This window comes from Bradyrhizobium canariense (assembly GCF_019402665.1).
In the GTDB taxonomy this organism is placed as follows: Bacteria; Pseudomonadota; Alphaproteobacteria; order Rhizobiales; family Xanthobacteraceae; genus Bradyrhizobium; species Bradyrhizobium canariense.
The window spans coordinates 38,827-53,069 of sequence record NZ_VSST01000034.1; the positions used below are offsets into that span (position 1 = coordinate 38,827).

Sequence of the window (14,243 nt, forward strand, 5' to 3'; positions counted from 1 at the left end):
CGCGATTGCGCTAGAAGCACGACGCCATCGTCCGCAATGCCGCGGTGATCTCGCTTTCGCGCCAGGCCGCGAAGCCGAGCAACAGACCGTGATCGCGCGGCCTGCCCAGTGCCAAGCCGGACAGGGCACGCGTTTCAACGCCCGCTTCGACCAGCCGCTTGATCGCCGTCTGATCGGCGCGACCGCGCTTGAGGCGCGCAACGAGCTGAATGCCGCCCGGGGGCACTTCGGCAGAGAGCACGTCGCCCAAATGGCCGTCTAGTCCCTCCACGAGGTGATCGCGGCGGGCGTGATAGAGCCGGCGCATCCGGCGCAGATGCGCCAGGAAATGCCCGTCGGCAATGAACTCGGCCAGCGCCTCCTGGATGTGGCTCGCGGCGATCAGTCCGATGTGCCGCCGTACGATCTCGAGAGTACCGACCAGGGCCCGCGGTACGACGAGATAGCCGAGCCGGATGTCCGCGGTCATGACTTTGGAGAACGTGCCGACATAGAACACGCGGCCATGGGCATCGAGTCCTTGCAAGGCCGGCACCGGCCGGCTGTCGTAGTGGAATTCGCCGTCGTAATCGTCCTCCACGATCCAGGTCTTGCCGGGCCTGCTCAGGCCAAGAAATTCCGTGCGGCGCGAGAGCGACATCAGGCGACCGGTCGGGTGCTGGTGCGACGGCGTCATGAAGATCAATGTCGGGGTCGCCATCCCCGGAATCCGCTGCATGCCCTGCTCGTCCAATCCTATCCCGGTCACGCGCGCACCGGACGCGCGGAAGGCGGCGGCGGCGCCGGGATAGCCGGGATCCTCGACCCAGACCTCGTCACCGGGCGTGATGAGGGCAGCCGCAATCAAGGTCAGCGCAGCCTGTGCGCTCGGCAGAATCAGGATCTGATCCGCCGTCGCGCGCACGCCCCTGCTGGTCGCGAGATAATGCGCCAGCGCCTCGCGCAGGCGCGTCCGGTTGACCGGTCCGAGCTCGCGCTTCGCCGCGCGCACGGCGCTGCGGCGCAGGCAACGCGCCCAGACCTCGTTTGGAAACTCCCTGAAATCGCCGTGCCCGGGACGCAAGGGTCTTAGTCGCGCCTGATAAGACATCGGCCAGTCGGTCTGCGTGAGGCTCGACGCCCAGGGCGAAAGCCGCGGCTTGCCAGGGCGCATGCGAGATGCGCCGGCGCCCGCCTCTGCGACGCGCTCGCCCCCGTCGACCGTGACCATCGGACGGCGGCCGCGCGAGGCTTCGAGATATCCCTCGGCGGCGAGCTGCTCGAACGCATAGCTGACGGTGTTGCGCGAGACGCCGAGATCGCTCGCAAGCCGGCGGCTCGACGGCAGCGTGCGGCCTTTGCCGAGACGGCCCGTCGCGATCAAGCTTCGGAGCTGGCTCGTCAGTTGAGCCACCAGCCCCTCGTCGTCGGACCGGTTCAGGTCGATCAGAGCGGAGATCATGCTTTCCGGAACTGGCACCTTAATCCTTTCCGATCTGGCACTTATTCAGGTGCCAAGCGGGATGCTATTCGCTGGACTGGACTGCTTCAAGGACCTCCGAGATGAACTCCCTTTCCCCCCGCGCGGCCGTCGGCCTGTTCCTCATCGTCGTGCTGGCCTGGGGCGTGAACTGGTCGGTGACGAAGCAGCTCGTCCAGTTCCTCCCGCCCCTGTGGACGTCGGCAATCCGGAGCTGGATCGCGCTGGCCGGATTGTTCGCGATCCTCGGATTGAGCAACAATCTGGTGATCCCGGAGCGGCGCGACATTCCGGTAATCCTCAGCGTCGCACTGCTGCACATGACGGTGTTCTCGGTGCTGGTTGCGACTGGTGTGCGCTTCCTGCCGGCGAGCAAGGCCATCGTGCTGGGCTACACCACGCCGCTCTGGGTCGCGATCGCCGCGCCGCTGCTCGGGAAGGACACGCTGACCGCGCCAAAGCTGGCCGGCGCCTTGCTCGGGCTGATCGGCCTTGCCGTGATCCTGAATCCGGCATCGATCGACTGGACCAACACAAACGTCGTACTCGGCGCCGGCATGATCATCCTGGCCGCGATTTCATGGGCCGCGAACATCATCTACATCCGTGCGCATCGCTGGATCGCGTCCCCGCTCCAGCTTTTGATCTGGCAGGTGCTCGTGGCGACGATCGTGCTGACGGGATCGGCGGCCGTCACGCACGGCCTGCCGCACGCGGAATGGTCGTGGAGGCTCGTGCTGCTGTTCCTGTATTCCGGCTTGATCGGGACGGCGCTGGCCTATTGGGCGATGTCGATGGTCAACAAGAGCATCTCGGCGCTGACGACGTCGCTCGGCACCACCGGGGCGCCACTCGTCGGCATCGCCAGCGCTGCAATCCTGCTGGGTGAGCCGATCGACATGAGTCTTGTGATTGCGGCCGCGCTGATCGTTACCGGCATCGGTCTCGCAACGCTCGGCGATCGTCTGCTGCGCGGTCAGGCCACCGCGAGAGGCTGAACACGCAAGCTTCCGCGCAGGCCAGCCGTCGTGCCCAGCAGGATGCCGGCGACCGCGACGAACGAGCCCAGCGCCAGCGTCGACACGCCGGTGAGCCCTTGCCCGATCGAACAGCCGAACGCCATCACACCGCCGACGCCCATCAGCGCGGCGCCGCCGGCCGATCGCAGCATGTGGCGCGGCGAGGAATAGCCTTCGAGATGGAAACGGCCCGTCGCAAGCGCGGTGACCAGACTGCCGGCGAAGACGCCGGCAACTGTCGCGATGCCGAAGTTCAGCGTCAGGCCGGTCGAGAGCATGGCATATTGCAGGCTGTCCGCGATCGGCGCGATGAAGGTGAGCGAGGTCACGGGGACGGGGTTGAAATCATCCGCGCCGAGATAGCCGGTGACGAACCAGCCGCCGGCGACGAGGAGACCGACGATGACGCCGGCCGCAATCTGGCCGGGGGAACGCCGGAGCGCTGGGTGCGCGAAAGCAAACAGGATCAGCGCAACGACGATGACAGCAGCAGCCATCGCGCGCGAAACCGCTTCAGCCGGACCGAACACGGCCAACAATGACGGCAGCGAATTCACGTTGACCGTGGTTTGCGAGGCCTGGACCAGCGCGATGCGCGCCGGCGCGATCAGGCCCTTGAGCGTCATCTGCGCGGCGATGGCGAGCACGACCACCACGACGAAGGAGCGGAGATTGCCGCGACCGAGCAGCACCAGCGCGCGCGAACCGCAGCCGTTCGACAGCACCATGCCGTAGCCAAACAGAAGTCCGCCGAGAAACAGCACCGGCACCGAAAAGGACTGTTGCAGGTAGATCGATTTGCCGAGATCTACCATGCCGTTGCCGGCGAGGAATTGGCTCGCTGCGGTCGCGACCGCGATCGCCAGCGCATAGGTTCGTACCAACCGCCCATCCCCGTCCGATAGCCAGCCGCGCATGCTGCTCATCAGGCAGAAGCCGCTGAGCAGGCCGACGGCGCCGTAAACCAGGCCAATGACGAGGCCGGCGAGGATGACGAGCTGGGTGGACGATTCCATCATCAAGGCTTCAGGATCACGCGATCCCGCGACGAGCCGGCAACGGCGACATAGGCCTCCTTCGCGCGTTCGAGCGGATAGACGGCGTTCGCCTTGATGGGGAACGGTTTCAGGTGCCCGCTCGCGAAGCCCTGGCCGAGGTCACGCAGCACAGCGCCCGTCGCGATCGACGACAGGCCGAGCGTGTCGATGCCGACATAGGTGTGTTGCCCGCGGTAGAATTCGAGGATGTTGAACTGCACGATGCGGTCGATCGCGGCGATCAGGATCTGGCGGCCGCGAAGCGCGAGCGATTTGTGCGCCGCCTGGAAATAGGGATCGCCGACCGTGTTGAAGACGATGTCGGCGCCTCTACCGTCGGTCAACTCGCGCACGCGTGGCGCGACGTCGGTCGCGGAAGCGTCGATCACCTCGACGGATGCGTTGGTGTGGCCCTCATAAGGTTCCGCCTTGCGCACCACGCCGATGACACGCGCGCCCTGCCAGGTCGCGATCTGCACCGCAGCTTGCCCGACCTTGCCGTTGACGCCGAACACCAGCACCGTTTCGCCGGGCTTTGGAATGCCGACGCGGCGAAAACCCTCCATCGCGGTGACAAAGGGCACGCCGATGCCGGCGGCCTCCTCCCAGGACACGGTCTTCGGCTTCTCCACCACCGCGTCGGATTCAACGACGAGATGGCTGGCGTGAGTGCCGTCGCGACGAATGCCGAGATCACCGGAGGAGCCGAACACCTCGCGGCCGATCGTACCGGCCGGCCCGTCCATCACTACCCCGGCGTAATCGCGGCCGGGCGTGCGCGGAAACACGGCATAGGGCATCAGCCCGGTCGCGGCCTTGACGTCGGAGGGATTGACGGCAGCGGCCTTGATCTCGATCAGCAGATCATTCGGACCGCGAGCAAGCGTCTCACGCTCGACCGCCGGCGCGATCATAGCCGCGCTTTCGGCCTTGGCATTGAGGCGCACGCAGCGCGCGTCGACGGCTTTGGGAACGGCTGTTGACATGGAAAGACCCGCGATTTCTCGCGGGCCTTGTCGCCCTTGAAGAGACCCAAGTCAACCTGCCTCCCCTCATCCTGAGGAGCCGCGCCAGCGGCGTCTCGAAGGATGAAGGCCCGCATTGCAGCATCCTGGCCTGCATGGTTCGAGACGACGCTACGCGCCTCCTCACCATGAGGGGTAAGACCTAATCCTTCGGCCGCTTGTCGTAGAGGCGCTTGGCCTTGCCGAGCGAGCGCTCCAGCGTGGCCGGCGCAACCACGCTCACCCTGGAGCTGATGCCGATGGTGTTCTTGATGTGCGTCGAGATCCGACTCGCATGGTCGAGGAGACCCCGGCCGTCCCAACTCTCCGGCCGCGCCTCGGCAATGATGGTCAGCTCGTCCATGCGGCCTTCCCGGGTCAGCTCCAGAATGAAATGTCCGCCGCACCAGTCGGTGGCGAGGAGAACCTCCTCGATCTGGGTCGGGAACAGATTGACCCCGCGCAGGATGATCATGTCGTCGGAACGTCCCGTGACCTTCTCCATCCGCCGCATGCCCGGTCGCGCCGTGCCCGGCAACAGCCGCGTCAGGTCGCGGGTGCGATAGCGGATCACTGGAAAAGCTTCCTTGGTGAGCGAAGTAAAGACCAGTTCGCCCTTCTCCCCGTCGGGCAGCACCGCACCGGTGTCGGGGTCGATCACTTCGGGATAGAAATGATCCTCCCAGATGTGCAGTCCGTCCTTGGTCTCGATACATTCCTGCGCAACGCCGGGCCCGATCACCTCGGAAAGACCGTAGATGTCGGTCGCGTCCATGTCGAAGGCGTCTTCGATCTCGCCGCGCATGGCATTGGTCCAGGGCTCCGCGCCGAAGATGCCGACCTTGAGCGAGCACTGGCGCGGATCGAGCTTTTGGCGCTTGAACTCGTCGAGGATCGCAAGCATGTAGCTCGGCGTCACCGTGATGATGTCGGGCCTGAAGTCGTTGATGAGCTGCACCTGTCGTTCTGTCATCCCGCCGGAGATCGGCACCACGGTGCAGCCGAGCTTTTCGGCGCCATAGTGCACCCCTAACCCGCCGGTGAAGAGGCCGTAGCCATAGGCATTGTGGATGATCATGCCGGTGCGGCCACCGGCGGCGCGGATCGAGCGCGCCATCACGTCCGACCATGTGTCGATATCGCGTTGCGTGTAACCCACCACGATCGGTTTGCCCGTCGTGCCGGAGGACGCATGCACGCGCACCAGCTTCTCACGGGGCACGGCAAACATGTTGAAGGGATAATTGTCGCGCAGATCCGTCTTCACCGTGAACGGAAATTTCGCAAGGTCCGAGAGCTCTCGAAAGTCCGACGGATGCACGCCGGCCGCGTCGAAGGCCTTGCGATAATGCGCGACGTTGTCGTAGGCGTGCTTCAGCGACCAGGCCAGCCGCTCCGTCTGCAGCGCCATGATCTCGTCGCGCGATGCGCGCTCTTGCGCATCCAGCTCGGCCTTATAGGTGTTGCCACCTTCCTTGAGCCTCGTCGGAGCCATCCTCGTTTCCCCGTATCATTGCTTTTCTTTATTGATCCTGCGCCGGCAGCCAATTGCCGGGAATGACCCGCGAATGCCCGCGGAATTCGGCGATGACTGTATCGCCGGCGGTGACGCGCACGTCATAGATGCCGGAGCGACCGCCGCGCGTAACCTCGCGCGCCTTCGCGATGAGGCGATCGCCGAGCTTGCCCGGCTTGATGAAGGTGATCTGGCCCTGCGCCGCCACGACGCGCTCGTTGTGCGAGTTGCACGCGAAAGCGAAGGCCGAATCGGCGAGCGTGAAGATGAAGCCACCGTGGGCGATGCGCTGGCCGTTGACCATGTCCGGTCGTACAGTCATGGCGAGCGTCGCATAACCTGGTCCGATCTCGACGATCTCCATGCCGAGTCCTTTGGAGGCATCGTCCTCCGCCCACATCGCATTGGCGCAGGCGCGGGCAACATCCTCGGGCGACAAGGCGGCTTTGACGTTCACGCGCTTCTCCCGTCCGATTGTTTGGACACGATGTTCTGCTGCCTGGCTAAAACTGTCAAACGTGGTCGTAATCGACCACGACCCGCTCCGACGATGGCTTGGCCTGACAGGTCAGGACAAAGCCGGCCTTCAGCTCCCAGGGTTCCAGCGAGTAGTTGATGTCCATCGGCGCCTCGCCCTCCACCAGTTTGGCACGGCAGGTCGAGCACATGCCGCCCTTGCAGGCGAAGGGCAGATCGATTCCGGCGCGCAGTGCGGCATCGAGGATCGCCTCGTCCTCGGCGACCGGCACGTCGCGGCGCTTGCCGTCGATGATCAGCGACGCGATCGCTTTCGGCGGCGCGTCCGGCGCAACGATCTTCTTCGGCCGCGGCTTGCCGCCGAACTCCGATACGAAGCGCTCGACGTGGATGCGCTCGTCCGCGATGCCGAGCCCTCGGCAGGTCGCCTCGATGTCCTCGCTCATGCCGGACGGACCGCAGATGAAGACGTGGTCGACGCTTTCCGCTGGTACCAGCGAGCGCAGCAGCACCCTCACCTTGTCGCCGTCGAGCCGGCCGTGCAGGATCGGAATGTCCTGTTCCTCGCCGGAGATGACGTGGAAGATCGAGAGCCGGTCGATGAAGCGATCCTTGAGCTCTTCGAGCGCCTCGAGGAACATGATGTTGTCCGTCGTGCGATTGCCGTAGAACAGGAAGAATTGGCTGCCCGGCTCGCGCGCAAGCGTGCCCTTGACGATCGAAAGGATCGGCGTGATGCCGGAGCCTGCGGCAAAGCCGACATGGATGCGGCTAGCGCCCGTCGGCGGGATCACGCCGAAACGTCCCGTGGGCGTCATCACGTCCAGCGCGTCGCCGCACTTCAAATCGTCCGCTGCCCAGCTCGAAAACGCGCCACCATCAACCTTCTTGACCGCGATGCGTATCTCGCCGTCGTCGGGCCCGGAGCAGATCGAATAGGAGCGGCGCACTTCTTCGCCATCCAGCATGGTGCGGAGTGTGAGGTATTGGCCGGGTGTGAAGGCGTAGTCGGTCGCAAGCTCCGCCGGGATGGCGAATGTCAGCGATATGGCGTCCGACGCCTCGCGGCGGAGGTCGTTGACGGCCAGGCGATGGAAGCGTGGTGCGGCTGCTGACATGATCAGTGACACTTGAAATAATCGAAGGGTTCGCGGCAGGCTCTGCAGCGCCAGAGCGCCTTGCAGGAGGTGGAGCCGAATTCGGACAGCAGCTCGGTATCCGCCGAGCTGCATTGCGGGCACACAACGGCTTGCTCGCCGAACAGCGCGCGGCGTGAATTCGAAGCCTGCGGCGGCGCGATCCCGTAGGCGTGAAGCTTGCGGCGGCCCTCTGCGCTCATCCAGTCCGTGGTCCAGGCCGGGGACAGCACGGTGCGGACCTTTGGACGATGGAAACCAGCGCGCTCCAGCGCGACCTCGATTTCGAGCGCAATCATATTCATGGCCGGGCAGCCCGAATAGGTCGGGGTGATCGCGATCTCGACGTGATCGCCGTCGACAACGACATCGCGGAGCACGCCGAGATCGGCGATGGTCAAAACCGGAATTTCGGGATCGACCACGCTCGCCGCGGCGTCCCAGGCCCGTTGGCGCAGTTCGTTATGGGGCTCCAGCACCGTCACCATGTCTGCCCCGGGAAAGTGCGCTGTATCGATTGCAGCTCGGAGAGAAGATGGCCGAGATGCTCGCTGTGCCGGCCCACGCGGCCGCCCTGCTGCATCCAGTCGTTCTGCGGCAGCTTGAGCATTGCTTCGCCGATCACCTCCGAGAGTGTCGTCAGCCAGCGCCCCCGCAAGGTCCCTGGGTCTACGGCGATATCGGCATGGATCAGGGCCCGCTCGCCATCGTCGACGGCAAACATCTCGCCGGTGAACGCCCAGAGATGATCGATCGCGGCCTGCGCGCGGGCATGGCTCTCGTCGGTGCCGTCACCGAGCCGGATGATCCACTCCGAGGAATGCCGCAAATGATAGGCACTCTCCTTCTCCGATTTCGCGGCAATCGCAGCGAGTGTCGTATCGCGCGAGGTCATCATGGCGCGCCAGTAGAGATCGGCGAAGGCGGAATAGAAGAACTGCCGCACCAGGGTCTGGGCAAAGTCGCCGTTCGGCTGCTCGAGGAGCAGCAGATTGCGATACTGCCTGACATCGCGAAGGTAGGCGAGCTTGTCTTCGTCGTTGTCCTTGCCTTCGGCTTTGGCTGCGTAGGTGTAGAGCTCGCGGGCCTGGCCGATGAGGTCGAGCGCGATGTTGGAGAGCGCCATGTCCTCTTCCAGCATCGGCGCATGTCCGCACCATTCCGACAGCCTGTGCCCAAGGATCAGCGCGTCGTCGGCCCGGCGCAGCGCGTAGAGCACCAGTGGTGTTTCTGAGACCTCGATGTTCACGACGGGCATCACATGTGCCCCACTTCCTCGGGCACTTCGTAAAACGTCGGGTGCCGGTAGATCTTCGATTCCGCCGGCTCGAACATCATGCCCTTCTCGGCGGGATCGCTCGCAGTGATCGCCGTCGACGGCACGACCCAGATCGAAAGGCCCTCGCCGCGACGGGTGTAGATATCGCGGGCGGCCTGCAGGGCCATCGTGGCGTCGCTCGCATGCAGCGAGCCGACATGCTTGTGCGCGAGCCCGTTGCGGCTGCGAATGAAGACTTCCCACAGCGGCGTGTTCGGCGTGGCCATCGCGATCTCCCTACTCTGCCGCTTGTGCAGTTCGACGTTGCGCGCGCTTGGCGGCATAGCTAGCTGCCGCCTCGCGGACCCAGGCGCCCTCGTCATGCGCCTTACGGCGCGCAGCCATCCGGTCACGGTTGCATGGGCCGTTGCCGGCAAGCACCTGCTTGAACTCGGTCCAGTCGATTTCGCTGTAGCGCCAGTGCCCGTCGGCGTCCTGAATCATGCCGGGATCGGGAATGGTCAGGCCGAGATATTGCGCCTGCGGCACGGTGGCATCGACGAACTTCTGCCGCAGCTCGTCATTGGAGAAGCGCTTGATCTTCCATTTCGTCGAGGTGTCGCTGTGCTGGCTCGTGGCATCGGGCGGGCCGAACATCATCAGCACCGGCCACCACCACCTATTCAAGGCATCCTGCGCCATCGCCTTCTGCTCGTCCGAGCCGCGGCACAGCGTCAGCATGATCTCGTAGCCCTGGCGCTGATGGAACGACTCCTCCTTGCAGACGCGGATCATGGCGCGCGCATAAGGACCATAAGAGCAGCGGCACAGCGGGATCTGGTTCATGATCGCGGCGCCGTCGACCAGCCAGCCGATGGTGCCGATGTCGGCCCAGGTCAGCGTCGGATAGTTGAAGATCGAGGAATATTTGGCTTTGCCCGCGAGCATGGCGTCGACCAGCTCTTCGCGCGACGTGCCGAGCGTCTCGGCCGCAGCATAGAGATAAAGCCCGTGGCCGCACTCGTCCTGCACCTTGGCGAGCAGCGCGGCCTTGCGACGCAAGGACGGCGCGCGCGTGATCCAGTTGCCTTCGGGCAGCATGCCGACGATTTCGGAATGAGCGTGCTGGGAGATCTGGCGCGTCAGCGTCTTGCGATAGGCCGCCGGCATCCAGTCGTTCGGCTCGATGCGCTCCTCGGCATCGATGCGCGTCTGGAACTGCGCAGCCTTGGCCGCATCCTCGAGGCCGCGATCATCGGTCTCGGCCGTGTTCAGCGCCTGGGTATACATGCGCATCCTCCCGTTTTATTGAGAGGCAATATATAACAAGAATTATCTCATGCAAGATATTTCTGTAACATAACGATCAAACCTCAAATCTTCGTTCCAGCAGTTTTCGCGCCGGCGGCAATGGCCCCTTTTCATTGGTTCCATGACCATCAAGCCATTGTTCCGATGGGGCAAGCAGCGCGCGATAGATGTCGCCGCACAGCGCGCGGGCAGCCCTGCCCGGCCAGTCCGCCGGAAGCAGGCTTTCGGGCAGGAGCGGATCGCGCAGCACGACCCGGCGGTAATGGTGGATCAGGAGGATGCGCGCCGTGAAGGCGTCGGTCTCGGACAAGCCCGTGCCGCGCGCGATCGCGGCGCGCAGCGGCTCGAACGTCTTCATGAACTTGAGATAGGCGTCCGCGGTGCGATCCAGCGGCCAGCTCGCACTGAGTAGCCGGCGACCACTGTCATCCTCGGCCGAGACTTCCAGACGGATGGCGCCCGCGGCCTCATCCGGCACTGCCACGCCTGACGGGGCGACCCACACACCCGGCAGCGGGCTGCCGAAGCCGGCATTGCGGAGCGCCTCGCGCGAAGCGTCGCGATCCTCGCCATTGCCGATCAGAAGCAGCTCGAAGCGCCCGGTCCAGTCGGATGGCGGCGGATCGTAGATATGGCGTGTCGCAGCCCCGAAGATCTGGCGGCCCTTGTCAGCCAAGCGGTAGAAGCTATTGCGGCCGACCTTTTCGCGCGTCAGCCAGCCATCGGCGGCAAGCCGCGACATCGCGGTACGCACCACGCCGCTGTCGATGTCCAAGCTCTCGAAGAATTCCAGCAGCGTGCCGAGCCATACCGAGCCGCCACGCGGCACGATGGCATCGCCGAACACGGTGATGACGATAGAGCCGGTGCGCGACGGCTCGCGCTTGAGCTGCTCGATGATGCGGGACAACGGATGCGCCATGCGCGAGGCATAGCGCGTTTGGTGCGGGCGCGACAATGGACCGGTGCGACGGCCTTCTCCCTCGCCCCGTTCTTACGGGGAGAGGCAAAGAACTACCGATGCGGATCGGGATAGACCACGCTGCGCCAGCCGCTGCGGTCGAAGGGACGCCAGCTGCCCTCCCTCTGCGCAAGGCGATCAGCCACCGCGAAGACAGCGGCGGGATGATGGCCCATGCCGCAATGGCTGCTCTCGATCTCGATGCTCTCGGTCTGCGCGCCCGTCTTCTCCATGCAGCCCTGCCAGGCGCAGACGCCGTCGGTGCGGCTGAAGATCGCCGTGGTCGGCACCGGCGGCGGAACGGCGAGATCGCCGCCGAACTGGGGATCGACCTCGTCGGACTTCCGCCCGCTCGCCCATTCATAGACGCGCCAGGCATTGGTCGAATGCGGATCGCCGGCAAAGGGGCTGCCGAGCGTGATCACCTGGCGTACGCGGTCGGGCATCATCTTGGCGAGCTGGCGCGCATAGAGACCGCCGAGGCTCCAGCCGACCAAGCTGATCTTGCGGCCATGCCTGTCGCTCAGCTCCTGAACCAGATCCACCATCGCGTGCTGCACGCCCTCGCGCAGGCCGTAATTGCGGCCCTGGCGCCAGCCGCTCACCGCATAGCCCTTGCCCGACAGAAACGTGCGCAACGCGCGCGTGGACCCGTCGGAGGCCACGAGGCCCGGTAGCACCAGCACCGGATGGCCATCGCCGCGCGGCGCAAGGCTCAGCAGCGGCAGCGCGCCGAGGAATGCGCCGAACTCGTGGATCGCTCGCCCTTCCAGGAACATCAGGGTACGAGACGGCGGGCTCAGCGTCTGGGCGGTAGCGGTCATCAATGGTCCCTCGGAAGAAATGCTGAAAAGATCACCGGCTGCGAGGCCGGCAAATGGGTATGAATTCCAACACGCCAGCTTTTCGAACGTTCCGCAGCGCACCATGAATCAGCTAGGCAGCGGGTTCCCGACATTCAAGCGGGTGAAACCCGGGGCCACAATAGGCCTGCGCGTTAATGCTGGCGTCCGTGACGCAAAAGTCACAACAATCGAAGCAGGAATTCTACGGAGTAAAGCCCAAGGCCCGCGAGCCCGCCGATCAGCGAGCCGTTGAAGCGGATGTATTGCAGGTCGCGGCCAATGTTGATTTCGATCAGCGAAATCAGCTGCGCCATGTCCCACGATTTCACCTGGTCGGAGATGAAGGTCGAAACGCCGCTCTTCTGGTCCACGACGAAACTGCGCAGCACCGCGACCAGACCCTTGTTGATCTCGCCGCGAAGCTCGGCATCGCCGGCGAGCGCTTCGCCCGCCGCGACACACATGCCGGCGAGATGATGCTGCAGCACCTGCGTCTCGCCGCTTGCACTACGCTCGATGAAGGACCGCGTGTTGGCCCAGACGGTGCGGGCGAGATCGGCGAGCTCGGGACGCGCGAGCAGATCGCGCTTCAAACCGTCGATGCGGTCGATATAGGCCTGGTCGGTGCCAAGCCGATCGACGAAGCTCAGCACCATGCGGTCGAACTCGCCGCGGAACGGATGTTTGGGATCGCTGCGCACTTCATTGAAGAACGCGGTGGCGGAGGCCACGATCTTGTTCACCAGAAATTTGTCGGCCCGGTAGAGCCTGAGCAGGGTCGGCAATTCCGCGCGCACCTTCTCGCGGATCATCGCCATCGTCTCGGTCTGGTTCAGCGTCTCGTGCATCACGCGCAGGAGATCGTCGAACAGGATTTGGTGGCGTCCCTCGGCAACGAAGCCGCGCAACGTGCCGGCCGCGAGCGGCGCGAGGTCGATCGCCTGGAGCTGCGATGACATGCGGCGAAGGATGAAGGTCATCAGGCCCGAGCTTTCCGTCGCAGAAACCGCCTCCGGCAGCAGGCGCAGCGCAAAGCGCGCGAGGTCATCGCTACGCTTGCGATCGCGCAGCCAGTCGGCGACGAAGGAGCCGAAATCGATCTCGTTCAGCTTGGCCTCAACGGGAGCAGCCTCGAAGAAATGCACCTGGATGAATTCGCCGAGCTTGTCGGCGATGCGGGCCTGATTGCTCTGGATGATCGCGGTGTGCGGGATCGGCAGGCCCAGCGGCCGCTTGAACAGCGCGACGACGGCATACCAATCGGCGAGCCCGCCGATGGTGGCGGCTTCGGCGAAGGCTGCGATGAATCCGAACACGGGATGCACGGGCAGCAGCCATTTCGCGACGACGAACAGGACAAGCGTCGAGCCCAGCACCAGCGTCGCCAGCGCTTTCACGCGGCGCAATTCGGCCGCGCGTTCTGCGTCGCCGGGGGAATCGAAGGAGAAGGTGGCGGGTGGAGTCATGATTCACCAAGGTTACGTCATTCCGGGACGGTCCGCAGGACCGGACCCGGAATCTCGAGATTCCGGGTTCGCCCTTTGGGCGCCCCGGAATGACGACCGATGATGACGCGGCGCAAAAAACAAGGCCCGCCGAAGCGGGCCTCAAATTCAGTTTTTCGTCTCAGGCAGATCAGGCGGTCTTGTTGTAGACCTTGGCGAAATTGTCCTGAGCGGACTTCGCACCGTTGGCGGCGAGCTTGCCGAAATAGTCGGTGGTCGCCTTGGCGCGCGAGACGAACGCTTCGCCGCGGGCGCGGAGCAGGCCGGACTGGATCTCGATAGCTTCGCTGAACGACTTGGCGGACGCGAGCTTGTCGATGCCCGCGAAGAACGCGTCGGCGTCCTCGTAGATCGCCTGCTGGATGTTGCGGCTGATCTTGCCGGCTTCGGTGACGGACTCGGTCACCGCGTTTTCGACGGCGGCAGTCACGCGCTCGGAGCCCGCGAACACCTCGGCAGCACGGTCCTTGGCGGTATTGGCGGACTTCTTGACGAACTCGCGGGCGGCCTCGGGAACTTCCAGGTTCTGGATGTTCTTGAACGCGTCCTTGAAGCCTTCGAAAGCGGTGTTGGTTTCGGTGGTCATTGGGGTCTCTCCATCCTCATTGGTTGAGCTATGGGCTCACCCCGTCCGGTTGTGGCCCGGGGCACGGCTTATATGGCATAGTTAATTGTGCGATGCAATATCCATATTGCACTGCGATATCACGAAACT

The 14,243-nt window shown here is 64.6% G+C and carries 15 protein-coding genes; 1 reads left to right on the top strand and 14 read right to left on the bottom strand.

The window, feature by feature from the left end; all coding sequences use genetic code 11:
* Positions 1–10 precede the first annotated feature (10 nt).
* Entirely contained in the window at positions 11–1,441 is a 1,431-nt protein-coding gene (gene pdxR, locus FXB41_RS17940; protein ID WP_219682675.1) for a MocR-like pyridoxine biosynthesis transcription factor PdxR, read from the bottom strand.
* Between the two features lie 101 nt (positions 1,442–1,542).
* Here pdxR and FXB41_RS17945 point away from each other — a divergent pair, with 101 nt between their 5' ends.
* Entirely contained in the window at positions 1,543–2,457 is a 915-nt protein-coding gene (locus tag FXB41_RS17945) for a DMT family transporter (protein WP_219682676.1), read from the top strand.
* Here FXB41_RS17945 and FXB41_RS17950 read toward each other — a convergent pair.
* The 13 genes from FXB41_RS17950 to FXB41_RS18010 all read right to left on the bottom strand — a co-directional run bounded on the left by FXB41_RS17950 (position 2,436) and on the right by FXB41_RS18010 (position 14,114).
* Entirely contained in the window at positions 2,436–3,494 is a 1,059-nt protein-coding gene (locus FXB41_RS17950) for a YeeE/YedE family protein (RefSeq protein ID WP_219682785.1), read from the bottom strand. The genes FXB41_RS17945 and FXB41_RS17950 overlap by 22 nt on opposite strands.
* A gap of 2 nt (positions 3,495–3,496) precedes the next feature.
* Complete coding sequence (locus tag FXB41_RS17955) at positions 3,497–4,501, bottom strand: quinone oxidoreductase family protein (RefSeq protein ID WP_007593798.1); 1,005 nt, start codon at positions 4,499–4,501, stop codon at positions 3,497–3,499.
* Between the two features lie 181 nt (positions 4,502–4,682).
* Complete coding sequence (gene paaK, locus FXB41_RS17960) at positions 4,683–6,014, bottom strand: phenylacetate--CoA ligase PaaK (RefSeq protein ID WP_219682677.1); 1,332 nt, start codon at positions 6,012–6,014, stop codon at positions 4,683–4,685.
* A 28-nt stretch (positions 6,015–6,042) separates the two neighbouring features.
* Positions 6,043–6,492, bottom strand: coding sequence for a hydroxyphenylacetyl-CoA thioesterase PaaI (gene paaI / locus FXB41_RS17965; RefSeq protein WP_219682678.1), 450 nt, complete (start codon positions 6,490–6,492; stop codon positions 6,043–6,045).
* Between the two features lie 55 nt (positions 6,493–6,547).
* Positions 6,548–7,630: a 1,2-phenylacetyl-CoA epoxidase subunit PaaE gene (gene paaE / locus FXB41_RS17970; RefSeq protein WP_219682679.1), complete on the bottom strand. Its 1,083-nt coding sequence runs from the start codon at positions 7,628–7,630 to the stop codon at positions 6,548–6,550.
* 2 nt (positions 7,631–7,632) lie between these two features.
* Positions 7,633–8,136 carry a 1,2-phenylacetyl-CoA epoxidase subunit PaaD gene (gene paaD / locus FXB41_RS17975; RefSeq protein ID WP_219682680.1) on the bottom strand — a complete coding sequence of 168 codons (504 nt, stop codon included), beginning with the start codon at positions 8,134–8,136 and terminating at the stop codon, positions 7,633–7,635.
* Complete coding sequence (gene paaC / locus FXB41_RS17980) at positions 8,130–8,906, bottom strand: 1,2-phenylacetyl-CoA epoxidase subunit PaaC (RefSeq protein ID WP_219682681.1); 777 nt, start codon at positions 8,904–8,906, stop codon at positions 8,130–8,132. Before paaC ends, paaD begins: the two co-directional genes overlap by 7 nt.
* Positions 8,906–9,193, bottom strand: a complete 288-nt coding sequence (gene paaB, locus FXB41_RS17985) for a 1,2-phenylacetyl-CoA epoxidase subunit PaaB (protein WP_008136594.1) — start codon at positions 9,191–9,193, stop codon at positions 8,906–8,908. Before paaB ends, paaC begins: the two co-directional genes overlap by 1 nt.
* Before the next feature lie 10 nt (positions 9,194–9,203).
* The gene (paaA, locus tag FXB41_RS17990) at positions 9,204–10,196 is read right to left on the bottom strand and encodes a 1,2-phenylacetyl-CoA epoxidase subunit PaaA (RefSeq protein ID WP_219682682.1); all 993 of its coding nucleotides are present in this window, start codon (positions 10,194–10,196) and stop codon (positions 9,204–9,206) included.
* A 76-nt stretch (positions 10,197–10,272) separates the two neighbouring features.
* Entirely contained in the window at positions 10,273–11,139 is an 867-nt protein-coding gene (gene paaX / locus FXB41_RS17995) for a phenylacetic acid degradation operon negative regulatory protein PaaX (protein ID WP_219682683.1), read from the bottom strand.
* A 92-nt stretch (positions 11,140–11,231) separates the two neighbouring features.
* The gene (locus FXB41_RS18000; RefSeq protein WP_007593815.1) at positions 11,232–12,002 is read right to left on the bottom strand and encodes an esterase/lipase family protein; all 771 of its coding nucleotides are present in this window, start codon (positions 12,000–12,002) and stop codon (positions 11,232–11,234) included.
* A 200-nt stretch (positions 12,003–12,202) separates the two neighbouring features.
* Positions 12,203–13,489 carry a DUF445 domain-containing protein gene (locus FXB41_RS18005; RefSeq protein ID WP_219682684.1) on the bottom strand — a complete coding sequence of 429 codons (1,287 nt, stop codon included), beginning with the start codon at positions 13,487–13,489 and terminating at the stop codon, positions 12,203–12,205.
* Positions 13,490–13,658: 169 nt separating this feature from the next.
* On the bottom strand, positions 13,659–14,114 hold the full coding sequence (locus FXB41_RS18010) for a phasin (RefSeq protein WP_007593819.1): 456 nt from the start codon (positions 14,112–14,114) through the stop codon (positions 13,659–13,661).
* Positions 14,115–14,243 lie beyond the last annotated feature (129 nt).